This window comes from Bacillus litorisediminis (assembly GCF_022808645.1).
GTDB lineage: Bacteria > Bacillota > Bacilli > Bacillales > JC228 > Bacillus_BF > Bacillus_BF litorisediminis.
This window is the reverse complement of sequence record NZ_JAKZKT010000018.1, coordinates 54,648-80,403: the sequence shown is the minus strand read 5'-3', so window position 1 is coordinate 80,403 and position 25,756 is coordinate 54,648. Positions and strand designations below refer to the sequence as shown.

Below are 25,756 nucleotides of genomic sequence, written 5' to 3'. Positions count from 1 at the left end.
CTGTAAAATTATTATCGTTATAAGTTACCATATTTAGATCTGGAAATATAAGTGATGAAGTATACTTTAACTTTTTAGGAGGTATTAGCTGGTATGGAACCGAGGATTACTGTTATTACATTAGGTGTTGATGATTTGAAAAGGTCATTACTTTTCTATCGGGATGGGCTGGGGCTGTCTACGGAGGGTATAGTTGGCGAGGAATTTGAACACGGGGCCGTTGCCTTTTTTGACTTGCAAGCAGGCTTAAAACTCGCTATATGGAATCGCAAAGATATCGCGCATGATACAAAACTGAAGCGGACTGAATCCAGTCCAACTGAATTTACAATTGGTCATAATGTAAGAAGTAAGAAAGAAGTAGATCAGGTCTTGGAACAGGCAAGGAAGGCGGGTGCTACGATCACAGTTCCTGCCCACGATACTTTTTGGGGTGGTTACTCCGGTTATTTTCAAGACCCTGACGGGCATTTATGGGAAATTGTATGGAATCCACAGTGGGAGATTTAATAGCAAACTAAAGATTTGTCAATGATCTGTTTTCTTCTTATATCGCAAATTGTTCCAGTCACAGTAAATGAATGCCAATAATAAAGAAAGGCTTAGGACGAAGCTCCTAAGCCTAGTTTTATATGTATTTGGAATGCACTTTTTTCCAACTCTCATTATATACTACTTCAGTACTAACCCTTTACATCAATGGTTGTATCTCTAGAATAGTGCTTCTAGTTGATTGTTTTTATATCGGACTTCGCAGAAAATGAGATTACTAGAGATTTTTGAGAATTCAAAAAAATGGGAAGGGCGGTCTGAATGAAAAAATTAATTTTTGCAGCATTTGCCTTATTGCTAGTAGCCAGCACGTTTTTTACCGTACAGCCAGAAGCACAAGCCTTGGCGCTGGAGGTTGATTCCGAATTAATACATGTATTGCAGCAAGTGACTGACCAAGCTTTAGTAGAGGCAGTTGTCACCTATGATTCTATGCCTACAAGTGACCAGGTGAATCTTTTACAGCTTCTTGGACTAGAAACTAAAACGTATAGTCAATTACCAATGGTCGCGGTAAAAGGAACCAGGCTAGAAATATATGCATTATTAAATACGAGCATCGTTGGTGCTCTATCAATCTATTACAACAAAGAGCTTGAATATTTTCTTCGTGACAGTCGAGAGTTAGTGGGAGCCGAGAGAGTGTGGAATGATTTAGGATATACAGGAAGAGGAGTAACAGTCGCCGTTATTGATAGTGGAATCGATGCCACACATCCCGATTTACCGCTTGGAGAGAAAGTCGTTCAGAACGTCAAATTCTTAGTTGGAGAAGGAATTTTCTCAGATGGTCCCCTTTATTTAGAAAATGTAGCGAATACGGATACCTCTTCTGGTCATGGAACCCATGTAGCAGGCACCATAGCAGGGCTAGGAACAGCTAGTGACGGCTTGTACAAAGGAATAGCTCCGGATGCTAAACTGGTTGGATTAGGAACAGGTGAAGGGCTCAACATTCTTTGGGCGCTGGAAGGATTTAATTACGTATTAGAACACCAAGAAGAGTATGGCATAAAAGTTATAAGCAATAGCTGGGGAACGACAGGAGAATACTCAGCGAATAATCCAATCAACGTCGCAAGCAAAGCCGCTCATGACGCAGGGATGGTTGTTGTATTTGCAGCGGGGAATGAAGGACCCGATGATAATACGCTCAATCCTTATTCTGCTGCACCTTGGGTCATTTCAGTTGCGGCCGGTACAAAGGATAAGCAGCTTGCTGATTTTTCGTCTCGCGGGGTAGCGGGAGATGATCTTCTTCATCCAGACATTACTGCCCCTGGAGTTGATATTGTGGCAACCAAGTCTTCTACAGGGCTTGTCATGAATTCACTTGGATCTGTTACAGATGCGACCTATATTGCACCTGAACATTTACCTTATTATACAACAGCTAGTGGTACAAGTATGGCAACACCGCATATTTCAGGGATTGTAGCCCTTATGCTGGAAGCGAAGCCTGGCCTGCACCCGGATGTTGTATTAGATCTGTTAGAAAATACAGCCGACCCAATGGAAGGCTATGCTTATCATGAAGTAGGAGCCGGGTATGTCAATGCTTATGAAGCCGTTAAATTGGCAGAAAAGACTGCCTTACAGCTGGGGAAATATAGGGATAAAAATACTGGAAAAACGTATGACACCTATTTTGTTGAAAATACATGGACGGGAACGGTTGGAGCAGGCGCTTCAGAGGCCGGGGCTGCTTCACATGATTATTATGATATTTTACTGGGAAGCAATCCGGTTAGTTTACAAGTAAAGATCGAATGGCTGTCTCCAACAAACGATTTGGATCTCTATGTCCGAGATGCATCGGGAGCTCTAGTAGGGTCATCGGGTAATGCTTTATCTACAACAGAAGAAACCTTCATTCCGTCGGTCACAGAGGGAACGTACACAGTTGACGTCGAAGGGTGGTTAAATACAATTGAACAATATACAGGAACATATGTAATGGAGTATATTTTAAAATAAAGAACCGGGCAGTTTTGCCCGGTTTTCTTCATATTTGACGATTCTTTAACTTAAAGTAAATATGGAAAAGCAAAAAAGGAAACAAGAATCAGTTGATAGACGCATGTAAGCGCGGGAAAGGATCAAACATGCCATTCCATGGTTCAGCTAATTCTTCTTCTGTTAATAGGCATGCATCTAATAATTTTTCAATTTTCTCCTGGTCCATATCTATCCCTATGAACACCAGCTCCTGCATCCGGTCACCCCATGGTTCTAGCCAGCGCTCTTGCAGGGATGGATCCTCTCTTATAATTTTATTTCTTTCTTCTTTAGGTAAAGATGCAATCCATATGCCTCCAAATTCAAGGGTAATAGATGTGCCTGCTTGAGATAATAGTCCTGCTGCTTCATTTTGGCTAGCTAGCCAAAAGAAACCTTTCGCCCGCACAACTTCAACTGGGAGATCTTCTAAAAATTGATGAAATCGTTCGGGATGAAAGGGAAGTCTTTTTCGGTAGACAAACGATGAAATCCCGTATTCCTCTGTTTCAGGGGTGTGCTCAAGCTGTAACTCCTTAATCCAGCCTGCGCCTCTGCTCGCTTTTTCGAAATCAAATAGACCGGTATTTAAAACTGCTTTTAAATCAACCCTGCTAAAGCTGCAGTCGATAATGTTTGCTTCTGGGTTGAGTTTTTGTAAAAGTTGATGGAGCTCAGCCGGTCTGTTTCCCCAATTAAATCAATTTTATTAAGGAGGATGACGTTAGAGAATTCAATTTGATCTATAAGCAGATCTGCAATATCTCTTGAGTCGTTATCATTAATTCCTTGTTGTCGATCGAGAAGCAATTCGCCGGAAGCATAATCATGCCAAAAACGATTAGCATCAACGACTGTAACCATTGTAACCAGTCTGCAAAATTTTGTAAGATCGATTCCAAGCTCCTCGTCAACATAGGAGAAGGTATGTGCAACTGGAATAGGTTCACTAATTCCGCTTGATTCAATTACGATAAAATCAATATTTCCTTCTTGAGCTAGCTTCTCGACTTCAATGAGGAGGTCCTCTCGTAAAGTGCAGCAAATACATCCATTTTGCAGTTCTACTAATTTTTCTTCAGTTCTAGAAAACCCGCCCTGCTGAATGAGAGCGGAATCAATATTAACTTCACTCATATCATTAACAATTACCGCAATTTTCTTCCCTTGGCGGTTTGACAGAAGATGATTAAGCAGTGTGGTTTTACCAGAACCTAAATATCCGCTGATTACAGTAACAGGAATATTAGTCATATCGGTTTCATCCTTTCTCATTTCGTTTCCCGATGGAGGGTGCGACGCTTCAGTCTTGGAGAGTATTTTTTTAATTCAAGTCGCTCAGGGTTATTCCGTTTATTTTTTGTCGTTATGTAATTTCGATCTCCTGTTTCAGTACATGCTAGAGTTATTTTTACTCGCATGGTATCACCTCCTTAATAAGAATCATTACGATTTACGTAATGTAAATTGGAATGATTACGATTTACATCTTACAATGAGTAGCTGATCGAAGTCAACCAATCATTTTAGAATTCACGGTTGTGACTTAGCTTAGCATGCAACAGGAAAAAGCTAATCATATCAATAGGGAAATCCTAGTTTGAATGCTAAAATAACATATAAAGGAACCTTAAAATACAGATGCATTAGCATGTGAAAGATTATGAAGTGTAAATAATAACAGATAGCTTCAGTTTCTAACAAAGAGGGGTGCCAAATAAAATGGAACTTGTAATAAGCGATGCAGCAATAAAATGGTTTAAGGATGAAGTGGGCATAAAAAGTGGTGATCATGTTAAATTTCACGCGAGGTACGGCGGTGCGAGCCCAATTCAGAAGGGATTTTCTCTTGGATTTTCCAAGGAAGAAGCTCCTGTAAACATTGCAGCTAGCACCACAGCTGATGGAATCCTATTTTTTGTAGATGAATCTGATTTGTGGTATTTCGACGGACATGATCTTTTTGTAGAATACAACGAGCAGTATGATGAAGTTGAATATATCTATAAGAAATCCTAATTTTATAGAGCCTGACTCCCTATGTAAATCTTATTCAATAGATCGAGAGTCAGGCTCTGATATGTTTGAATCCTTCTTCGACTGTTTTATTTTATTTTTTACAAAGGCAATCCCTAATAGAAGGATTGGAATCATAACTTGAAATGGAAGATGTAAATAAATCGGAACAATATCCAGTCCTTCTCGTATATGCTCCGAGTAATTGCTTGCGATCGTCATCGATAATACTAAAATTACAAGGCCAATCGGATAAGCTAACCGTGAAGGTTGCTTGACCTTAAATAAACTTGAAGTTCCTGCAATCACTGCATAAAAAAAGATACTGATCTTAAAAAATCCGCCAATAATAGTAGCGATCATATAAAAAACATCGAGGCGTTCTAAAAAATCCGCTACCTGAATTCTCTGTATAGCTGAAAGAAGAGGGTATTGGGATCGCATCATATAATCGACTCCCAAGACACTAAAATTGATGGCTGACACAATTGCCAAATTAATGCCGCTCAACCCTATAGCCAGTAATCCAGTTTTTTTTGCTACTTTCGGATTGTTTAAATAGGGCAAAATCATTGCAAATACCACGGCTTCCCCAAAAGGGACATATAAAGTTTGTGTATAAGTTGTTTTTACAACCGGTATAATTCCTTCCTCAAGAACTGGCTTTAGATTATTGATATCAATAAGCCCGGAAATTACAATTAACACAAAGCCGGCAAAGGCAAGGAGGTACATTAACACAAAGAGTAATTCTCCTGTTCTTGCTAATACTTCTATTCCTTTTCTTACAGTATAAATAAGCACCATAATGAGCAATGCATTAATGATAAACAAGGGCGTATCAAAATAGGCAATCGTAACGAGCATTGTACCAAAATCGCGTAACACCCTGGCTGCTAAGTAAGCAAAATAAAGGAGATACAATAAGGCAATAATTCGTCCGAGAAATCTGCCAGTTATTTTTTGTACGTATTCAACAGCTGAAATATCTGGGTAGTAAAGATAAAGGCGGTGGTAAATAAAAAATAATAACAGACCGCCAAGCATACCTAGGAGAATGGAAAGCCAGGCATCCTGTTTAGCTTCGACTGCAATAGGTATAATCAAAGCACTTCCCATCTCAAAAAGGAATATAAGGACAAACAGCTGATATGCATTGATTTTGGCCTTCTCCACTCATTAGTCACTCCCCTCAGCTTAACCGTCCTTTTCCATGGTAGAAAGATAAGATTTGTTTCTTAATTCTGTAGAGCGTATAAAAGCGTTGACAGTAACTTCTGTTTGTAACTCAGGAAAGTGTACCTCATTCCAGTCAAGCTTTAACCTCTTCCACTCATTTGGATTTGAACGATGGACTGCCTCTCCAAATCCAAAAATATCGGATTGATTTTCTTGGGCTTTTCGAATAGAATCCTCTATTTCTTCTTTAATTTCCTTTTCCAGTTTCTTTTCTATTTCCAAAAGCACGTAAGGGTCATTTAAGTTTACAGGTACTTTTAATTCCCCGATTTGACCTTCCCCATTTACCTCGATGGTGATAGTGGGCTGATTATTTTTCATTGAAGCTGACACATTTGTTTTCTGACGGATCAAATCGTAGACGATGGCATCCTTATTTTCTTCCCAATCCACTTCTATCGCTGTGGCCCTAATTTTATTAAGAACCCATAAAGCACCTCTTGAGGGTTCATTATCCAGCCAGTCAACTAACCTTCCTTTTTTAAAAATACCTATACCATTTGCCTCAATTTTTGTATCAGGAGAGGATTTCTGAAGATTTTCTAATTTCTTACCCTGATTTACTTCTCCTTTTAGAATAAAGCCCGTAATGACAGGTTCCTTGCCTGGGGAGACTAGACTCTGAATCACATCATGAACTGAAAAAGCCGCATGTTCACCCCATCTTTTTTCAGACGACTCTAAAACTTTGATTACATTATTGGCTGGAATCTTCTCCAGAGTAGATAATATTTTCACAAAATCTTCTGCCCTTGCACCATGGGCAATCACTACGGTGGTTGTGGTTCTAAACTCAGGATCCCTGTCAATGGCGTCAAAAAGAAGCTCGATTCCTTCTTCCCTCGCTAACTCTTCGCCAATTACAAGAAGATTCGTATGAGTAAAATATAGTCGACGTGAAACCTTCGCTGTTGAACGGCGGACCGTTTCAGTAATCGTGTCTCCAGTAGAAGAAAAAATAGTAACGGGAGTAGATTGTGTACCGCTTCCCTGTGCAGTAGCTGCGACATTGGAAGGGTTAATAACCTGAATAGTTCCAACATACTTTCCTTCATCCGTTTTATCGATTCCTAATGCTGAAACGAACGCTATATCGGTTAATTCCTTTTGGCTCCAACACCCGGAAAGAAGAAAGAGAATCATTATTAGCATTGGTAAATATACAAGTTTTCTGTAATTCACTGCTGGCCACCCTTATCCTTGTCCGTGTCTTTATTAACCATTCCCTGATTGGCAGGAGGCTCTGGTTTCTGATTTTTGCCTTCTCTAATTTGATTTTCCCCGGTTAATAATTTAGGTCTCGTTCTGAAAGCCCACCATGGGACGCGGACAATTGTATCATCATTATCAGAAAGGATCATCGGAGCAAGCGGGGCCATATAAGGAACCCCAAATGAACGTAAGCTGCAAAGGTGTACAACCTGAATGATTATTCCTAAGATGATTCCATAAAAACCAAATGTAGCTGCAGCAACCATAAATAAAAAGCGAATCAAGCGGGCTGAAATGGCCATCGCGATCGAGGGAGTTGCAAAATTGGCAATAGCTGTTATCGCGACAATAATAACCATGGCAGCTGAAACAATCCCTGCTTCGACTGCTGCCTGTCCGACTACAAGCGCACCTACAACAGAAATGGCTGATCCGACAGCTCTAGGCATCCGGATACCAGCTTCCCGTAAAATTTCAAAAGCAATTTCCATTATAAGTGCCTCCACAAATGCCGGGAACGGAACAGCCTCTCGCTGGTCAGCAATCGTAATTAATAAAGGTGTAGGAATCATCTCTTGATGAAAGGTTGTAGCGGCAATGTAAACAGCAGGTGCAATAACTGAAATAAAAAACATTAAAATCCTTAAAAAGCGAAGGAAGGTTGATATATCAAATCGGCCATAATAGTCTTCAACTGATTGGAAAAATTGAATAAATAACGCTGGAACAATCAATACGAAAGGAGTACCATCTACGAAAATAGCTATTCTTCCTTCTAGGAGATTTCCTGCAACAGTATCAGGTCTTTCAGTATGATAAGTTGTCGGAAAGGTTGTAAAAGTTTGATCTTCGATTAGCTGCTCTATATAACCTGATTCAAGAATGCTATCGATGTTGATTCTGTTTAATCGAGTCCGGACCTCTTCGACAATCTTTTTTTTAGCAATTCCGTTTATGTACATAATAGAAACGGTTGTTTTTGTAATCTTGCCAATGTTCATCGTTTCAACCCATAAGTCAGGGTTGTGAATTCGTTTTCGCACAAGCGCAATATTAACCTGGATTGATTCCGTAAATCCATCTCTAGGCCCGCGTATCGTTACTTGACTGCTTGGCTCTTCAATGGAACGTTTTTCCCCGCCTTTTGTACTGGCACTAAGTGCTGAACTCTTCCCATCCATTAAAATAATCGCTTGACCAGTCATTAAAGTGGAGAACAGATTATCCCAATCTAGAACCTCTTTTACAGTTCCAAGGGCAATGACCTGCTCTTTCATGATGTCAAAAGCGTCTTGGAGGGTGAGTTCATTTTGTAATGTTTTACTTTGCATGATGGATTCTATTAAGAAATCATTGATAGTAGTATGGTCTGATAAACCTTCTAAATAAACAATTGCGATCGGAACTTCCAGGTCTTTGCCAATTTTAAACTGACGTATGACGACATCAGGGCTATTTCCTGTTCTTTTCCGAATGTAGTCTAAGTTTACTGTAAGTGAATCATCAATAGACTCTATCAATGGATCAATGGATTGATTTTTGTCAGTCTCTTCGTTTGGTCTTGTTTTTTTTTGCTTCGAACGTTTGAAAAAAGGAGGCATCACTCTTGTTCCTTTCTTAGCTGTATATTTCCTGTTTTCTCCAATGCATGACTTTTTTATTCGAACCCTTCTATATAAAGTAAAAAAAAGGAGAGACTATTGAATGGAGCGTGATGGTATATGAAGATTATTGGGATTTCTTTATTAATGATGGTGCTATTAATGAGTTTTTCTTTAGGGGTAGACCTGCTTCAAGGATTTGACACAAGGACATCCATCCATAATAATGTGAGCCCATTTCAGGTTATGGAAACCCCAGAAATGTTTGTGTTTGTCTTTTTTATTCTTGTCTTTGTGATTGATTCGTTTCTATATTTTTATCGAAGTCGGATAAAGGGTAAAAATAAGTCTAGGAAACTCCGGCAGTAGGGAGAATTGAAAAAGCAGAAATCGATATGGTGTATAATAAAAGAAATAGAATTATCACTGAAAAATAAGAAAAGGGGAAGAACTATGTGCAGGAATATTCGAACACTTTTTAATTTTGACCCTAAAGCCACGGATCAGGAAATCGACGCAGCGGCTCTTCAGTATGTGAGAAAGATTTCGGGGTTTCAAAAGCCATCAAAGGCAAATGAAGAAGCATTTAATCGTGCCATTCAGGAAGTAGCCATCGCCACAAAAAAACTGCTTGAATCATTAGAAACTAATGCAGAACCACGAAATCGCGAGGCTGAGGCTGAAAAAGCCCGTATAAGAACAGCTAAAAGGTTCGCAGCCAATTCTTAGAGGAAAACAAAAAGGCAGCCTAGCCAGCTGCCCTATTAAAACATTATGACTTTAGTAATCTCAAACCATTTAGTATGACAAGGATGGTACTTCCTTCGTGGCCGATAACGCCGATTGGCAAAGCCAAAGACTGCATAAAGTTTGATGCTATTAAAAGTAAGATTACAGAAATTGAAAATACCACATTTTGTTTTATGATTCGATTCATTCTCTTTGAAAGCTTGACGGCTTCGGCTATTCTAGGCAAATCATTTTTTATTAACACGACATCAGCTGTTTCCAAGGCAGCATCGGTTCCTTCTCCCATCGCGATTCCTACAGTAGCCGTTGCTAGAGCGGGAGCATCGTTGATTCCATCGCCAACCATAGCAACCGTACCGAATTTTTCTTTTAATTTCTTCATTTCATCGACTTTCACTTCAGGAAGACATTCCGCAATATAGGTATCAATTCCGCTTTCAGCAGCAATCGCTTGAGCCGTCTTTTTGCTGTCACCAGTTAACATGACAGTATAAATGCCCGCTTTTTTTAGCGCTTGGATCGCCTGCACCGTCTCTTTCCGAACCATGTCTTTTAGCGTTACTAATCCTGCGATTCCTTTCTCATCTTTAACAAAAACAACCGTTTTCCCTTGCTTTGCTAAGGTGTGGGCCACTCCTCCCTGAAATTGCTCAGCTTCTTCACGTCCAACGAAATCAGCCCTGCCTACTTTCCATCTGGATCCATTGAACATTGCTTGGACTCCGAAGCCTGCAATATCTTCCATATTATCTGGCTTCATTAATTCTATACCTTTTGAAGAGGTATAGCGGACAATAGCTGTTGCAAGCGGGTGGTTTGAGTATTTTTCGATAGAAGCAACATGCGTCAAAAATTCATGCTCCGTTAAGTCATCGCGAACAATAACATTTGTTACTTCCGGTTGTCCTTTAGTAAGGGTACCGGTTTTATCAAAAGCAATGGCACGTATATTCCCCAGATTTTCAAGATGAACGCCACCTTTAAATAGAATTCCATTGCGTGCCCCATTTGAAATAGATGATAAGGTAGCAGGCATAATGGATGCTACCAGGGCGCAAGGTGAAGCAACGACCAGTAAAATCATGGCACGGTAGAAGGTTTCAGTCCAGCTCCAGCCAAATGCAAAGTGAGGGACAAACAACATCAAGCCAACCGCGATTAATACTGTTTTTACATATTTTCCTTCAAAACGTTCAATAAATTGCTGGGAAGGAGACTTTTCACTCTGGGCCGTTTGGACAAGATTAATAATCTTTTGAAAGAGCGTTTCACTATTAGGTTTTGTCATTTCAACTAAAATAGTCCCGCGCAAATTAACGGTTCCCGCAAAAACCTCGTCATTAATCGTTTTACTAACCGGCATGGACTCACCTGTAATAGCAGCTTCGTCCAGGTTGGTATGTCCTTCGATAATTCGCCCATCGGCAGGTACGCGTTCACCCGGTTTTACTAATAGTAGATCCCCAACAAATAATTCAACAATGGAGACTCTTTCTTCCGTACCGTTTTTTACCCGAACAGCTTCTTCGGGCTGAAGGTCCATCAATGCAGAGATTTCCTTATGGCTTTTATTTAAGGTGTATGTTTCAAGAGCACCACTTAATGCAAAGATAAAAATTAAAATGGCGCCTTCTGTCCAGTAGCCAATTATGGCAGAGCCAATGGCTGCTAAAATCATCAGAATTTCTACATTAAATTCTTTATTGGCAATTGTCTCTTCAATACCTTCTTTTGCTTTGGCAAAACCGCCGATCACGTACGCTGCTAAATAAATGATCACGGACGCTGTTTGAAATGAGTTTTCCGCCAACAGCCACCCGGCTAAAATCAGTAATCCGCTGAATAAGGCGGCCATTAGTTCGAGATGAGGTTTGATTTTTTCAAGCCAAGAGATTTCGAGCTTGGTAGGCTGTTTTAATGTTTTCGTTTCGGCAAGCACGGGAGAGACCTCCTTTTCAACTGAAATACATTCTCAATTAAACTTAACTAATTGAGAATGATAATCATCAAAAAACAATTGGTAAATTAATGTGCACTAGTATTTAGAAGGCTATTTTAAAAGTGTATAAACAGATTAACATACAATTATGAGTGTGTAAATAATAATGATTATAAATTAATAATAATTATTTAATAATGATAATCATAATCAATTGGGCATAGTTTTTGAAAATTCAGTTAAATCATTCTCCATTGCTGAATTTTGTACTAGAATTTAAAAGTATTAGGTAATCCGGTATAATCTGTATACAAAACCAATAAATGGAGGGTTTAGTATGACCAATCAAAACACGGCAGAACAAAAAATAATTAAAAAGAAAGTAATGATTGATTCAAAGGCTGATTTAGTCTGGTATGCATGGACAAAGTCCGATAGGGTTTCTCAATGGTTTGCTGGAAAAGCAATTGTTGAGCCGGAAGTTGGGGGCAAATACGAATTATATTTTGAGCCAGGCAATGAAGTGGGGAACTGTACAAAAGGGTGTACTATTATTGGATTAGAGCCATTTAAAAGCTTGTCATTCACTTGGAAGGGGCCAGATCCGCTGGCAGAACTTATGAATCAAAGCAGCAAGCTTACAGAAGTTAATGTAAAGCTACAAGAAATAGGAGAACAAACGGAAGTAACTGTTACACACACTGGCTGGGGCGAGGGGCAAGAATGGCAAAGGGCTATAGACTGGCATGTGATGGCATGGGATCAGGTACTAAGCAGTTTAAAATCAGCATTAGAAGCCGGTGAAGGGGAGCTATGCTGCCAACCGTGATTACAGGTTAGTGGCAGCACATTTAGTCCAGGAATAATAAAAAAGGAGGAAGCCTATCTGATTAGGCAGGTTTCCTCCTGGTTATTGTGAATGATTCCATTTATATCCGGCACCATAGATCGTATGCAGGTATTTTTCTATTGGGAATCCAGCTTTTCTCAGTTTGTCCCGTAAGTTGCGAATGTGGGAATCAACTGCACGGTCGGAAGGATCTGACCCGTCTCCCCAGATTAAATCCACTAACACTTCACGTGAGTATACTCTCTTTTGGTTTCTAAGGAATAGCCCCAATAATGCAAATTCCTTGGGTGTCAGAAGAATTTCATTCCCGGCAAATAATACTCTTCGTGCATCTGAATCCCAAGTTAAGCCCTCAATCGTCAGAGCTCCATCGCCATAGTATCTCCTTAAAACAGCCTCGATTTTAGCTACCAATACTTCTTCGTCAAATGGTTTAGTGATAAAATCATCAGCCCCAAGCCGTAATCCTTTAATAATATCCTCCTGATTCGTTCGGGCTGTCAGATATAAAACCGGAATATTAGAAAATTGTCTTATCTCTTTTAACAATTCCCACCCGTCGAGGTTCGGCATCATAATATCTAACAGGATTATATCGATTGGATTCGTTTTAAGAAAATCGACTGCGGCTGAAGGATCGTCCATTAATGTACATTGAAACTGATGATTTTCCAGATAAATTTTAAGCAATGTTAGCATTTGTGGTTCATCGTCCACAATTAATACCTTTCTTTTCATTCCCCGATTCCCCCTGACAGAGATAGTTGTACAGTAATTAATCCGTGGCTATCTTTAAAGGATACGGTGCCTCCGTGAGCCTCGATCACTTCTTTGACAACCGAAAGCCCCAGGCCGGTTCCCCCAAGCTTTCTAGAGCGAGATGAGTCTATCCGATAAAAGCGATCAAATAAGCGGGGAAGATGGTGAGAATCAATCGGAAGACTATTGTTTTGAATTGTGATGTGAATCTTTCTCTTTTTCTCAAAAACTTCTAACTTAATTGTGCTATTCGGGAGCGAATACTTTTTCGCATTGTCTAATAAGTTTAGAAGGCATTGCTCGATACGAATAGAATCTATATTTGCCCAAATCTCTCCGCTTACTTTTAAATCCAGTTTTTTTCCTTCCTTTTCAAAAGCTGGTTGAAAACGCTCAAATAGGTTCTGAATAAGTTCATTAACGGAAACCTTGCTTTTTTCAATGGCAAATTCATTCTTGTCAATTTTAGCTAATTCGAACAGATCCTGTACTAATCTGGATACCCGTTCAGACTCCTCATAAATGACATGAAGATATTTCTCTCTTTCTTGATCACTAATAAGCCCTTTTCTGCATACATCGGCATACCCTTTGATATAAGTTAGGGGTGTTCTTAATTCGTGAGAGATGCTTGCCAAAAATTCCTTCCTGGATTCTGTTAAATGCTTTAAATCATCAGCAAGCTTATGAATCGCTTTTGAGAGCTTTCCCAGTTCATCATTTCGGTGTTCAGGAAGCTCTACTGAGAAATCGCCGATACTCATCCTTTCAGTTGCTTGTTTCATTTTGATTAATGGTTTGGTAATAATATTTGTCAGACAATAGATGACTAGAATCGTAACGAGCAGAGAGATAATCGCTCCGTATACAAAATGCTCGTTCATTTCATGCATCATCATCTGTAAATTTTCTGTCGGTTTAAACATAAACAGAAAATAGGGCTGATTTTGGGTCTGGAAGCTGCTTACGGTTGCTATAAAAGGGCTGTCCCAAAATTCTGTCTCAATAAAAGCATCTTTGCTTTGAAGCATCCTGTCTGAAACAGTATGATTAATCATATTTTGCACAATCGGTGTTACCGCATCAGAAGAACTTAATATGTTTCCTTCATTATCTGAAACTACCACAATGGTATCGGATGTCGATTCCATTAACATAACATGATCTAATGTACTTTGATTAAAGCTCTGAGACAACACATCCCGATGAGAATTACCTCTTAACTGCAAAGAAGACATCTCTCCATCAACCTGTGTTTCAACCATGGATTGATGTAAAAAAAATAAAAGAAATACGGTAATCCCAAAGAAAACTACAAAAAAGGAAAGCCCCAATTTAATTGAAAGTTTATTCATATCAACATCACCTGCTTGTATTGTAACTGATAGATAACAGAAAAAACTGTTAAAAAATATTTTACAATAGGCGGACAAAAACTTTTTAGACAGAAATGAGAAGAGAAGTTCTTGAATAAAACATACTGCTGGTTGATGTTCGAGGGCTGGCATTAGCTGCTGGCTTAATAATAGCAGGTGCCCTGCAAGGCATGGGGGATACAAAGAGTCCAATGTATAGTACGGCTATTGGCATGTAGATTATTCGGATTCTCGGTGTGTATATTTTGGGAATCCAGTTTGAAATGGGGATTGCTGGAGTTTGGTTATCGATAGCTATTGATTTATTCGTTCGCGCGATATTTTTGTTTATTAGATTTAAAGCATATTTTAATAAAAAATCAGGTAACACTGACATTGAAAAACCCATAAATTTTTTATAAAAAGCATAAAAAGACCCCCTTGCAGACTGCAAAGGGGTCTTTTATACCTTACGGGTTTGCCGATAAAACAGGATGACAATTCCAAAGGCTAATGCTGCTAAAACAAAAAGCAGATGATCCGATAACCCATCAAAAACCGATGGATTACTTTCTTCGGAAGCGGTTGATTTCTTTACTTCTGCTGCTGCAGCTACTTCAGTTGAATCTAGTTCATAAGAAGCAAGGACAGTACCGTCTTGAGCCATAACTTCTAATACCCCATCCTTGTTGACCTCTGTATGAACTTGTCCACTTTTAGGATAGGTATAAAATAATGTATCTTTTGTCATAAATTCCACGCCATCTACGTCAAACGTTTTTCCCTCAGCAATACTTGACGTGACAAAATGATTGAAGCCGAAGTCTAATAAGCTAACGGTGTCCTGATAAGCAATGGCTTCTGAACTGCTTTTTAGGGTTACGACAATCAAGTCTAATTGATTATTTTCAGCTGTTGTTGCCAAGGTGAATCCAGATTGGTCGACATAACCATTTTTTCCACCCGTTACTTCTTCGTAGGGAATTTCACCCTTTACTATTTTATGATGAGAATAGAGGGTTGTATCCCAGGATTCACCTTGCCATTCTAGTTCTTGAGTTCCGAATATTTCTCTAAATACCTCGTTATGCATGGCATACTGAGTGATCTTAGCTAAATCTTCAGCTGTCGTTACATGGTTCGGATCAAAGAGACCATGCGGATTTTCAAAGTTTGTATTTTCGATTCCTATAACGTTTTTTAAATACTTATTAATATCATCAGCAAACTGCTCGACACTGCCGCTTAAATGCTCCGCAATGGCAACACCGGCATCATTGCCTGAATTAATTAACAGTCCTTGGAGGAGCTTCTTTAACGTAACTTTTTCTCCGTCTTCCAGGTAAACCCTTGTTCCATCTACCTCTCTAGCTTTACTGCTCACCGTGACGATATCATCCAGATTTCCCGTTTCGATTGCATAAATAGCTGTTGCGATTTTAGTTAGGCTGGCAGGGTACATTGGAACATCTGCATTTTTATCAAAGAGAATCTGTCCAGAATCGGCTTCCAATATGATGGCAGCTTCACTACTAATGGTTGGAGGCGCCGGAGCGTCTTCCCCAAAAACGGTTGAAGACATAATGGAATTTATAAAAAGGACAGATATCATAGTTATAATTAATTTGTTCATGTATATCACCAAAATTCTTATTTCTTATATTTCTGCTTTCGAAACAATATAGTATAACTATACCCTATTAAAGCTGTTTTTCAATTAAGTATTTTTTCCATTCTTATAATTAGAAATTTTCATTTGCCTATCCTATTGTAAATCAAAATAATTAAAAAAACCCTTCAGATGGACTACATGTAACCATAGCTTAATTTTTTTAAACAATTTGTTTTATTCATCTACCTACAGTTTTGATTATTTAGAGCATAAAAAACCTCTTTCGATTAGAAAGAGGTACGGTGTTCAGTTAATATACAGTTAATGTTCCCGTCATTCCGTTTTCTTTATGACCAGGGGTGGAACAGTAAAACTCATATGTCCCTTTTGCTAAAGGTGTAAAAATTAGCTGGTTAGAACTATTTGCTTCTGAATGAAGGTGAATATTCGATTCGGAATGATGAGAGGAATGTTGACTATCAACCAAATTATTTTGAATCGGAATTGATTTAATTTCTATATCATGATCAATATAATCACTGTTGTTTAATATAAGTGAAACCTTTTGACCTTCTTTTATTTTTAAAGTAGAAGGGTTATAGGAAAAGCTCTGTTTTCCCACAGAAACGAATAATGTATTTACATGGTTTCTTGAATGATCGAATTGAGAGTTTACAAAGGGTTATTAGTAAAGATTTATTTTTTGAAAAAAATGGCTAAAAAAACATTTGACATACCCATACGGGGTATATTAAGATGGAATCAAGGAGGTGCTGCAATGTCGGTAAACCTTAATAATGAAGAAACGTTAAATGTGGCTGACTGTTGTTCCACGGAAAGAAAAAGTCACCATTCAGATAAGGTAAAAGCAAATTTAACAGCCAGGTTAAATAGAATCGAAGGACAAATTCGCGGGATTAAAGGTCTTATAGAAAAGGACACGTATTGCGATGATGTGATTACGCAAATTGCTGCTACTCAATCGGCCTTAAATAGTGTAGCTAAGATTTTATTAGAGGGTCATTTAAAAACCTGTGTGCTGGAGAGAATTCAGGATGGAGACGATGATGTCTTAGATGAGGTACTCGTTACCATTCAAAAATTAATGAAAAAATAATAGGAGAGGACCATAATGGAGAAAATAATATTAAATGTTGCTGGAATGTCTTGCGGACATTGTGTAAAAACAATTGAAGGAAGTGTCGGAATACTTTCAGGAATAAAAGACGTCATGGTTTCTTTGGAAGAAGGAACCGTGCAAGTTGAATTTAATCCTGAAGAAGTAAAAATAGATACAATTAAACAAACGATTGATGAAGAAGGTTATGAAGTTCAATAATGGTGAAAACCGTGCTCTCGTTAGCGCGATTTCTATTTCAAAAAAATATACCCCGTATAGGTATAAGGAGAATTAAAAATGAGTAAAAAAGTACAGGAACTTAACTTACAAGTAACCGGCATGACGTGTGCGGCTTGTGCAAACCGAATTGAAAAGGGTTTGAAAAAACTGGAAGGAGTCGAAGAGGCGAACGTTAATTTAGCCCTTGAAAAAGCAACGATTAAATACAATCCGGAAGTTACACAGTCCGATGCGTTTGAGAAAAAAATACAGGATTTGGGCTATGGGGTTGTGAAGGAAAAGGCAGAGTTTGACCTGATGGGAATGACCTGTGCAGCCTGTGCCACTCGAATTGAAAAAGGTCTAAAAAAATTAGAAGGTGTTCAATCGGCTGCGGTTAATCTGGCGCTAGAAACAGGCACTGTCGAGTACAATCCCTCACAGGTCAGTGTCCAAGATATGATTGAAAAAGTAAAAAGTATTGGCTATGAAGCAAAGTTAAAGCAAGATCAGGAGGAAACCGCCGATTATCGCGAAAAGGAAATAGAAAAGCAAAAAGGCAAGTTCATCTTTTCTTTAATCCTTTCTCTGCCATTATTGTGGGCGATGGTTGGACATTTTGAGTTTACGTCCTTTATCTATGTACCGGATATGTTTATGAACCCATGGGTACAAATGGCGCTAGCTACTCCAGTTCAGTTTGTGATCGGGAAACAATTTTATGTAGGAGCATATAAAGCCTTGCGCAATAAAAGCGCCAACATGGATGTATTAGTAGCGCTTGGAACTTCAGCTGCCTACTTTTACAGTGTCTATAAGTCGATTAAATCCATTGGAACAAATGCTCATATGGTTGAGCTTTACTTTGAAACAAGTGCAATTCTGATTACATTAATCATATTAGGGAAGCTGTTTGAGGCCCGGGCAAAAGGGCGCTCCTCCGAAGCCATTAAAAAGTTAATGGGGCTTCGGGCAAAGACAGCGACTGTTTTACGAAATGGAAAGGAAGTCGAGATTCCGCTTGAGGAAGTGACTGTTGGGGATATTATCTATATTAAACCGGGAGAGAAGGTACCGGTTGACGGGGAAATCATCGAAGGAAACTCTGCATTAGATGAATCCATGATTACTGGAGAAAGTGTTCCAGTAGATAAAACGGTCGGAGATATCGTTATCGGCGCAACCATCAATAAAAATGGATTTTTAAAAGTCAAAGCAACGAAAGTAGGAAAAGATACCGCTTTAGCGCAAATTATCAAGGTTGTCGAAGAAGCGCAAGGATCTAAGGCGCCGATTCAAAGATTAGCAGACCAAATTTCAGGTATTTTCGTACCAATCGTAGTAGGAATATCTCTTATTACCTTCTTAATCTGGTTTATCTGGATAAGTCCTGGTAATTTTGCCGAAGCGCTTGAAAAATTAATTGCCGTACTCGTGATTGCCTGTCCGTGTGCTCTAGGGTTGGCAACTCCAACTTCTATTATGGCTGGATCAGGAAGGGCAGCTGAATTTGGGGTCTTATTTAAAGGCGGAGAACATTTAGAAATGACCCATAAGATTACAACCGTCGTGCTTGATAAAACAGGTACGGTGACAAACGGGAAGCCGGTATTAACAGATGTAGTGGTAGATGGAAATATAGATGAAGAATCATTCTTAAGTCTCGTTGGGTCAGCAGAAAAACAATCCGAACACCCTCTGGCCAATGCTATTGTGGAGGGTATTAAGGAACGCAACATTAATATCGTGAGTGCTGATCAGTTTGAAGCGATTCCTGGATATGGGATTAAAGCGGTTGTTCAAGGCCGTGAAGTATTAGTTGGAACAAGAAAATTGTTAAACAAATTTACTATAGCATTTGAATCGAATGAAATGGAAGGCTTTGAAGAAAACGGAAAAACGGCGATGCTGGTAGCGATTGATGGAGAGTATAAAGGACTTGTAGCTGTGGCAGATACCATTAAGGCTACATCTAAGCAGGCCATCCAACGCCTAAAAGATGCAGGCATTGAAGTGATTATGATGACCGGGGATAACAAGCGTACCGCCCAAGCAATTGCGAAAGAGGTCGGAATTGATCAAACCATTGCCGAAGTATTGCCGGAAGGTAAAGCAGAAGAAGTGAAAAAGCTTCAGCAGCAGGGCAAACGAGTGGCTATGGTTGGAGACGGAATTAACGATGCACCGGCGTTAGCGATGGCTGATATTGGGATGGCGATTGGAACTGGAACAGACGTAGCTATGGAAGCGGCAGATATAACCCTGATGCGCGGCGATTTAAACAGCATAGCAGATGCGATTTTAATGAGTCACAAAACCATCCGAAATATCAGGCAAAATCTATTTTGGGCACTTGCTTATAATACGTTAGGCATCCCAATCGCGGCTGCAGGATTTTTGGCTCCATGGTTAGCAGGGGCTGCAATGGCCTTTAGTTCAGTCTCCGTTGTTTTAAATGCTCTTCGTTTACAAAGAGTTAAACTAAATCAAAAAACGATTTAATCAGGAAAGGTTTGATTCTCTATGAAAAAATGGGCACTGGCAGCTTTTTTCTATTTGCTGCTTGTAATAGGCAGCTATGCGATTTATGAAGGATTCTTTGCGGAAGAAGTAGTCAATAATGAAGAGCATGGTCAAAATCACCAAGACTAACATTTGGGAACCAATCGGCATCCTTAGGGGTGTCAAGGTATTTTCCACTCACATAACTTTTTTATAACATAAGGATGGAAGAGGAATGACAACAAATAAAATAAAAATCGCCGTCAATGGCGGGATAGGCTTTGGCGCGAAATTAACGCCAAAACAGCTTGTGACGATTGCAAAATATATGGATGAAGCAGATGAGTTAGAGTTAACTACCTTCCAGCAGCTTTATCTGGAAGTGCCAGAACATGATTTGGATGCGATTAAAGAAGAATTTACTAAGGTTGGCCTCCACTGCTACCCAGTCGGAAAATATGTTAAAAGCTTAAGGACATGTAATTTCTGTAAAGGGGAGTTAGAAGAAGGAATGCCAGTTGCTAAGGAGTTAAATAACCGGATTGCCGGTAAACCTGTCCCTTTTACCTTAAAGCCAGCCTATACAGGCTGTCCGATTGGCTGTGGCGAGCCAATGGTGAACGATATCGGTGTAATGAAGGTTAGAGACTCTTTTAATGTATATGTTGGAGGAAAAGCTAAGGGAAAGGATGCGCGGGTTGGAGAGCTATTGTATGAGTCCCTGACACCTGAGCAACTTTACAGTGTAGTAGATCAAATTATTGATATATATGCAGCAAACGGGAAAAAAAGAGAGGATTTTCCGAGGTTTTTAAATCGTTTTGGAATGGAATCCCTTAAAGAACAGATTACTTTCTGACTGCTAGAAACGAATGATAGGATAACACAATCAGGAAATTAAAAAATCATGACAAATGAAAAAAATAGATTGAAAAGGTAGGCATTTTCATTAGTTTTCTCATATAATAGTAGTAATAGTCTCTTTTTCTAAAAATTATGTCTATTATGGAGGGGATAATCGTGTCATATGTTATTACAGCTCCTTGTATCGATGAGAAAGCAGGGGAATGCGTAGAGGTTTGTCCAGTGGATTGTATTGAACCAGGGGATGATCAATTTTATATTGACCCTGAAATTTGCATAGAATGTGGTGCATGCGAATCAGTCTGCCCGGTTTCTGCAATTTTCCATGAAGACGACTTACTGGATGAGGATCTGCCTTACTTAGAAAAAGCCCGTAAATTTTTTGGCAGAGATTAAAAGTTTACTAGTTTTATGAACGTCTAACAGTAAAGCCTGATTTTGATATGGAGCTCATCAAAATCAGGCTTTAAAATTTTCCCTTCAAAAGCAAAATAATTTTAAATTTAGCGGGATCGGAGTAAACTGTTTGTATGATCGGGAAATGAGAGGATATTTTTATGAGACACGTATACAGTGATGTCCTGCAATTTCGAGGCACCCACTATGAATTCGGATATAAGCAGGGTCTGTTATTGAAGGATTCCCTTATAATACCTAATCGTGAAAAACAGTGGGCTTCAAGAAGAGAACGTCACTTCACAATTAATGTATCAGAGGTAAAACAGGCTATTCTTCAGGTTGCCCCACAAATTTGGGATGAGCTTGACGGTTTGGCTGATGCTCTGCAATGGAGTACTGTGGATACAGTTCGAGAGTTTGGCGGGTATTATCTTGAGTACGGCCGCAGCGGCTGCTCGATTTTTACAGGGGCAGACTACATGGTTCGAAATTATGATAATCATCCCCTATCTTATGAAGGGCGCTACGTGCTTTATCAGCCGACCGACCAAGGGTATGCCTTGGTTGGTCCATCTATGCAAATTACAGGACGCACTGATGGAATCAACGAAAAAGGATTGGCCATGGGCTATAACTTTGTCAACCGAAGAAACACGGACGATGGATTTGTTTGTAATATGATTGGAAGGCTTATTTTGGAGACGTGTGCGAACGTGGAAGAAGCGGTATCCCTATTAAAGGAAATTCCACATCGGCATACGTTCAACTATGTGTTACTGGACCAAAATGGAGAAACCTTAGTTGTAGAAGCTTCTCCGCGGGCAGTAGAGGTTCGGAAATCCAATGTCTGTACCAATCATTTTGAAAAAATAACCGGGGAAAACCGTTATCGATTGCATGATTCAATCCGCAGACAACAAGCGATACAGGATCAGCAACCGTTTGTAACTGGGCCTTATCAGGCTTTCCAAATGTTAAATGATATCGGGAAAGGCGTGTTTTCCAAAAAATATGATGCTTCAGCCGGCACCTTGCATACAACGGTTTACCTTCCTAAAGAATTAAAAGCATGGATTGCGCTAGGAGGAGATCAAATGCCGCTTATTTTTGATTTTAAACAGTGGCTGCAAGGAGAAGACACCCGCGCGAAGAGAATTAAAGGTCAGCTTGATTCGCATCTGCCGTTTGTGCAGATGGTTGAACTATAAAGTTTATATTTTTAAAATTCATTTCAATAGATACTTGCAACATGCAAATAACGAGTGTATAACTAAAATAGAGGTGAAAAACGATGGAAGAAAATCTTCGGGAGCTATTTCAGATTATGACACGCCGTTTTGGTTTTTTAAATAAAAATTGCTGTACGGCTGGGGGCTATGAAATTTCCCTGATTCAAAGTCATATCCTATATGAAATTGATCGTCAGCATAAACCGTCCATGCAGCAGGTAGCGGAAGCCTTAGGAACTGATATCACTACATTTAGCCGACAGGTTCAATCTCTGGTTAAAATCAATATGGTCAAAAAAACACCGGACCCAGATGACCGCAGAGTTCATATTCTTTCATTAACAGCAGAAGGTAAATATATTGCAACAGTGATTGACCAGCAAATGAAGGCATATTTAAATGAGGTTTTTTCCCACTTGAATGAATTCGAAAGAGAAACCGTTATTCGATCCATAAAACTTCTAAATGATGCGATGGGGAAATCAAAAATGTGCTGTGCACCAATTTTGGGGTAGGCTCCCCGCTATAACTACTTGCTCATTTTTTATACTGAAAGTATAAAATTTTCGTGATGAATCATATTCAACGGAATAAAGTACGAAGGCCAGGTTGGCTAATTCGAGACTTTGGCGTTTCGAGTGTGATAAGTGCAACTAGGCAATTTCCAGCTTCATTTTAAATTTCAAATTTCACTTGTCTGCTTGACAGAAAAATTCCCCTCTTTTATTATTTATCTTAGTAACTAAAATGTTTAGCTTCTAAGATAATTGACGAAGAATAAAAGGGGGGGAATTTTATTGAATATTAAAGAATGAGCTTTGCAGAAATCTAACCTTGACGCAGTTTACTCGTTACGTTAAGTGCCACCTCTGTACTTTTTTCGATAAAATCGCGGATAACCATTAATTCATGATCACTGTATGAGTTCAAAAGAGAAGCTGTTTCTTCGCCAATAGACTGAAATAACTGTTCGAAGGCAGGAAGACAGTCCGGAACAATTTCGATAATGAATCTCCTGCGGTCGTTTGGGTCTTTTACACGGCGCACATAATTTGCTTTTTCTAACCTGTCAATGACTCCTGTAATAGCTCCTGTAGTGAGGTTGCTTTTTACAGCTAATTCACCAGCAGTCATAGACCCATATTTAAGCAGCAATTCCATACATTTATGGTCTGTCGGATTGATACCTAAACGTTCAGCAATAGCCTGATGAAGAAAAATCGTTGCTGTACTTTGGTTTCGCAGCAGCTGACTGATTGTCCCAATTAGTTCTCTATGAGAATGATGTTTATTCATAAGAGATCCCTCGCCTTAGTATTCCAAATATCTTAGCATCTAAGATATTTAGAAGGGAAGATTTTATATAAATTATAGCAAATCAATTAGGAGAAAACCAGTTCAAAAGACTGAAAAAGGGAGGGGAAAATATGTTTGAAATGCTATATGGCTTTGATGCCATCGTTAGCGGGTTACTATTTCTGTGTTGGGGTATTAGTGCAATTCTTGTGAGAAGATTACCTTTTCAGGTGAAGAGGAAAAAGTTTCTACTAATCCTCAAATTTCTATTGTTGGCAATCATTGCAGCAGAATTTTTTGTCATTTTGAAGGTAGCGATTGCCATGATTAATGGAATAGGTTTAGGCTGGGAGTTTGCAGAAAATATGACAGTTGGGTCTCTTACGTTTCTTATCCCGGTATCCTTTTTTACGGCTGTATATTTTCTTCCTCGGATAGCTCGAACCATTCGGAATAATGGGACTGATGTGATTCAGCAGGAAGAAAGAAAGATAACAGCCGATCAATTCGTACAAATCCCTATTCGTTTTTTAGCGGTTGTTAGCTTTGCCAGTCTTTTTATTGCATTTGTTCCATTAGTAGATCCTATGGCGCCAAAAGTTACCTTGTTATTTGGATTTTATGTTGCCAGTATTCTATATCTTTATACGCAGAATAGGCGTTTAACAAGAGCTCTCGAACATTCGCAGATGTTGGTTTGGCCAAGATTTAGCATAACGAGATTTAGTCTGATTGCTCTTTCTATTGTCATTGGTTCTGGGGCTTTGTTTTTTACAGCAAAGGAAGAAAGCAAGCTTCCGGGAGTAATCGCTATGTCCCACGAGATAAGCGGTCATACGGAGCATAGTGTAAGTGTGACAGAATTAAAGGGTCTGCCATTAGGAGTCCCTGATCGACGGATCACACTTAGAGCTGAAAAAAAGCAAGTAACGCTAAGCTCCGGTACAACAATTGAAGCCTGGACTTTTAATGGAGAGCTTCCAGGGCCCGAGATTCAGGTAAGGCAGGGGGAGGTTCTTGAAGTAAAGCTAATTAATAAGGATATCGAAGATGGGGTTTCCATCCACTGGCATGGCGTAAATGTGCCTAATGCAATGGACGGGGTAGCTGGAGTTACCCAGGATGCAGTACAACCAGGGGAGACTTTTATTTATAAATTTCGGGCAGACCAGGCAGGAACCTTTTGGTACCATTCGCACCAGCAATCTTCTAAACAAGTCAGGAAAGGACTATTTGGGTCTTTAATCATTGAGCCAAAGGAAAAACTGGATACTGAAGAAGAAATCTCGGTCGTCTATCATAATTGGGAAACCAAAAATGGATTCGTACCTGCCTTGGGTTTATATGACACGTTGCAAAAGAAGAAAATCAAACCAGGCAAAAAGGTTCGACTAAGGCTGATTAATGCTGATAATTTGCCAAGGGATTTTATTCTGGCGGGGACTGCATTTCAAGTTGTGGCAATTGACGGGAATAACATAAATAAACCTAGTGATTTGAAAAAAACCCGTCTATCGGTTGCAGGCGGCGGACGGATGGACGTTGAGTTTATAATGCCTGACCATCCAGTAAAATTGATTGCAGCAGGTGAGGATTTTTTCGATACGCCTGATGTAGGCATTCTTTTCAGTAAGGATGGTTCCAGTCAAGGTGTAGAAAATGTTAACTCTAATAAAATGAAAAACTATCCAGTCTTTAAACCAGAAAAATACGGAAGTCCCCTAAGTACACCATTTGATTTAAGTAGTTCGTTTGATCGTGAATTTAAGCTAGTATTTGACTCGGTACCCGGATTTTATGATGGTGAGTTTCATAGTTTATATACAATCAACGGGAAAGTGTTCCCTAAGACGGATATGCTAGAAGTGGAAGAAGGAGATCTTGTAAAGACTACTTTTGTAAACCGGAGCTTTATGGATCACCCGATGCACTTGCATGGGCATCATATGCTGGTTCTGAGCCGAAACGGTAAAAAAGTAACTGGGAGTCCCTGGTGGACAGATACCCTGAATGTTGCACCAGGCGAAACATATGAAGTCGCATTTTTAGCTAATAATCCCGGAATTTGGATGGACCATTGCCATAACTTAGATCATGCGGAAATAGGGATGACTTTGCATTTGAATTATAAAGGTGTTACGACTCCATTTGAAATAGGAAAAGATACCCCTAATCAGCCTGAGTAACGGCAAACATTCATCAATTATCTTAGTTAATAGGATCTTATGAAGTAAACAAAATAAG

At 39.3% G+C, this 25,756-nt stretch carries 24 protein-coding genes and 1 pseudogene; 14 read left to right on the top strand and 11 right to left on the bottom strand.

The genetic code is table 11. The features are described from left to right. The first annotated feature begins 93 nt into the window (after positions 1 to 93). Positions 94 to 510, top strand: a complete 417-nt coding sequence (locus MLE14_RS11235; protein ID WP_243298467.1) for a VOC family protein — start codon at positions 94 to 96, stop codon at positions 508 to 510. A gap of 303 nt (positions 511 to 813) precedes the next feature. Continuing rightward, the gene (locus tag MLE14_RS11230; protein WP_243298466.1) at positions 814 to 2,529 is read left to right on the top strand and encodes a S8 family serine peptidase; all 1,716 of its coding nucleotides are present in this window, start codon (positions 814 to 816) and stop codon (positions 2,527 to 2,529) included. Between the two features lie 88 nt (positions 2,530 to 2,617). Here the strand turns inward: MLE14_RS11230 and MLE14_RS11225 are convergent. Further along, positions 2,618 to 3,804: pseudogene (locus MLE14_RS11225) on the bottom strand (GTP-binding protein). Positions 3,805 to 3,821: 17 nt separating this feature from the next. After that, a complete protein-coding gene (rpmG, locus tag MLE14_RS11220) occupies positions 3,822 to 3,971 on the bottom strand; it encodes a 50S ribosomal protein L33 (protein WP_243298465.1) in 150 nt (49 codons plus the stop codon). A 301-nt stretch (positions 3,972 to 4,272) separates the two neighbouring features. On the opposite strand from rpmG, the gene MLE14_RS11215 reads away from it, so the two are divergent. Next, positions 4,273 to 4,569 carry a HesB/YadR/YfhF family protein gene (locus tag MLE14_RS11215; protein ID WP_243298464.1) on the top strand — a complete coding sequence of 99 codons (297 nt, stop codon included), beginning with the start codon at positions 4,273 to 4,275 and terminating at the stop codon, positions 4,567 to 4,569. Positions 4,570 to 4,599: 30 nt separating this feature from the next. On the opposite strand, the gene MLE14_RS11210 is transcribed toward MLE14_RS11215, so the two are convergent. From MLE14_RS11210 to MLE14_RS11200, 3 genes are read right to left on the bottom strand one after another with little or no spacing between them, the layout of a single operon-like run. Beyond that, a complete protein-coding gene (locus MLE14_RS11210; RefSeq protein WP_243298463.1) occupies positions 4,600 to 5,742 on the bottom strand; it encodes a GerAB/ArcD/ProY family transporter in 1,143 nt (380 codons plus the stop codon). 21 nt (positions 5,743 to 5,763) lie between these two features. Continuing rightward, entirely contained in the window at positions 5,764 to 6,987 is a 1,224-nt protein-coding gene (locus MLE14_RS11205) for a Ger(x)C family spore germination protein (RefSeq protein ID WP_243298462.1), read from the bottom strand. Beyond that, positions 6,984 to 8,618: a spore germination protein gene (locus tag MLE14_RS11200; protein WP_243298461.1), complete on the bottom strand. Its 1,635-nt coding sequence runs from the start codon at positions 8,616 to 8,618 to the stop codon at positions 6,984 to 6,986. The genes MLE14_RS11205 and MLE14_RS11200 overlap by 4 nt, the downstream gene beginning before the upstream one ends. A 453-nt stretch (positions 8,619 to 9,071) precedes the next feature. Here MLE14_RS11200 and MLE14_RS11195 point away from each other — a divergent pair, with 453 nt between their 5' ends. After that, positions 9,072 to 9,347, top strand: a complete 276-nt coding sequence (locus MLE14_RS11195; protein ID WP_243298460.1) for a DUF2277 domain-containing protein — start codon at positions 9,072 to 9,074, stop codon at positions 9,345 to 9,347. 43 nt (positions 9,348 to 9,390) lie between these two features. Here MLE14_RS11195 and MLE14_RS11190 read toward each other — a convergent pair whose 3' ends face one another. Next, positions 9,391 to 11,307 (bottom strand): heavy metal translocating P-type ATPase, encoded by a 1,917-nt coding sequence (locus tag MLE14_RS11190; protein WP_313897751.1) that lies wholly within the window; start codon positions 11,305 to 11,307, stop codon positions 9,391 to 9,393. A 337-nt stretch (positions 11,308 to 11,644) separates the two neighbouring features. On the opposite strand from MLE14_RS11190, the gene MLE14_RS11185 reads away from it, so the two are divergent. Further along, the gene (locus tag MLE14_RS11185) at positions 11,645 to 12,136 is read left to right on the top strand and encodes an SRPBCC family protein (protein WP_243298459.1); all 492 of its coding nucleotides are present in this window, start codon (positions 11,645 to 11,647) and stop codon (positions 12,134 to 12,136) included. Between the two features lie 81 nt (positions 12,137 to 12,217). Here the strand turns inward: MLE14_RS11185 and MLE14_RS11180 are convergent, their stop codons facing one another. From MLE14_RS11180 to MLE14_RS22740, 4 genes are all read right to left on the bottom strand, one after another. Continuing rightward, a complete protein-coding gene (locus MLE14_RS11180) occupies positions 12,218 to 12,895 on the bottom strand; it encodes a response regulator transcription factor (protein WP_243298458.1) in 678 nt (225 codons plus the stop codon). After that, positions 12,892 to 14,271 carry a sensor histidine kinase gene (locus MLE14_RS11175; protein WP_243298457.1) on the bottom strand — a complete coding sequence of 460 codons (1,380 nt, stop codon included), beginning with the start codon at positions 14,269 to 14,271 and terminating at the stop codon, positions 12,892 to 12,894. The genes MLE14_RS11180 and MLE14_RS11175 overlap by 4 nt, the downstream gene beginning before the upstream one ends. 463 nt (positions 14,272 to 14,734) lie before the next feature. Next, a complete protein-coding gene (locus MLE14_RS11165) occupies positions 14,735 to 15,904 on the bottom strand; it encodes a D-alanyl-D-alanine carboxypeptidase family protein (RefSeq protein ID WP_243298456.1) in 1,170 nt (389 codons plus the stop codon). A 289-nt stretch (positions 15,905 to 16,193) separates the two neighbouring features. Beyond that, a complete protein-coding gene (locus MLE14_RS22740) occupies positions 16,194 to 16,505 on the bottom strand; it encodes a plastocyanin/azurin family copper-binding protein (RefSeq protein WP_390628697.1) in 312 nt (103 codons plus the stop codon). 156 nt (positions 16,506 to 16,661) lie between these two features. On the opposite strand from MLE14_RS22740, the gene MLE14_RS11160 reads away from it, so the two are divergent. The 8 genes from MLE14_RS11160 to MLE14_RS11130 all read left to right on the top strand — a co-directional run bounded on the left by MLE14_RS11160 (position 16,662) and on the right by MLE14_RS11130 (position 22,731). Further along, positions 16,662 to 17,000, top strand: coding sequence for a metal-sensitive transcriptional regulator (locus MLE14_RS11160; protein WP_243298455.1), 339 nt, complete (start codon positions 16,662 to 16,664; stop codon positions 16,998 to 17,000). A gap of 15 nt (positions 17,001 to 17,015) precedes the next feature. After that, positions 17,016 to 17,222, top strand: coding sequence for a copper chaperone CopZ (gene copZ / locus MLE14_RS11155; protein ID WP_243298454.1), 207 nt, complete (start codon positions 17,016 to 17,018; stop codon positions 17,220 to 17,222). 78 nt (positions 17,223 to 17,300) lie between these two features. After that, a complete protein-coding gene (locus MLE14_RS11150) occupies positions 17,301 to 19,724 on the top strand; it encodes a heavy metal translocating P-type ATPase (protein ID WP_243298453.1) in 2,424 nt (807 codons plus the stop codon). A 21-nt stretch (positions 19,725 to 19,745) separates the two neighbouring features. Beyond that, a complete protein-coding gene (locus MLE14_RS22470) occupies positions 19,746 to 19,874 on the top strand; it encodes a hypothetical protein (RefSeq protein ID WP_279326331.1) in 129 nt (42 codons plus the stop codon). Between the two features lie 85 nt (positions 19,875 to 19,959). Next, positions 19,960 to 20,583 carry a nitrite reductase gene (locus tag MLE14_RS11145; RefSeq protein WP_243298452.1) on the top strand — a complete coding sequence of 208 codons (624 nt, stop codon included), beginning with the start codon at positions 19,960 to 19,962 and terminating at the stop codon, positions 20,581 to 20,583. A gap of 161 nt (positions 20,584 to 20,744) precedes the next feature. After that, positions 20,745 to 20,984 (top strand): indolepyruvate ferredoxin oxidoreductase subunit alpha, encoded by a 240-nt coding sequence (locus MLE14_RS11140; RefSeq protein ID WP_243298451.1) that lies wholly within the window; start codon positions 20,745 to 20,747, stop codon positions 20,982 to 20,984. 161 nt (positions 20,985 to 21,145) lie between these two features. Next, the gene (locus tag MLE14_RS11135; protein ID WP_243298450.1) at positions 21,146 to 22,195 is read left to right on the top strand and encodes a C45 family autoproteolytic acyltransferase/hydolase; all 1,050 of its coding nucleotides are present in this window, start codon (positions 21,146 to 21,148) and stop codon (positions 22,193 to 22,195) included. Positions 22,196 to 22,278: 83 nt separating this feature from the next. After that, positions 22,279 to 22,731, top strand: coding sequence for a MarR family winged helix-turn-helix transcriptional regulator (locus tag MLE14_RS11130; RefSeq protein ID WP_243298449.1), 453 nt, complete (start codon positions 22,279 to 22,281; stop codon positions 22,729 to 22,731). A 313-nt stretch (positions 22,732 to 23,044) separates the two neighbouring features. Here the strand turns inward: MLE14_RS11130 and MLE14_RS11125 are convergent, their stop codons facing one another. After that, positions 23,045 to 23,512, bottom strand: coding sequence for a MarR family transcriptional regulator (locus MLE14_RS11125; protein WP_243298448.1), 468 nt, complete (start codon positions 23,510 to 23,512; stop codon positions 23,045 to 23,047). A 131-nt stretch (positions 23,513 to 23,643) separates the two neighbouring features. On the opposite strand from MLE14_RS11125, the gene MLE14_RS11120 reads away from it, so the two are divergent. Beyond that, positions 23,644 to 25,698 (top strand): multicopper oxidase family protein, encoded by a 2,055-nt coding sequence (locus tag MLE14_RS11120; RefSeq protein WP_243298447.1) that lies wholly within the window; start codon positions 23,644 to 23,646, stop codon positions 25,696 to 25,698. Positions 25,699 to 25,756: the final 58 nt, after the last annotated feature.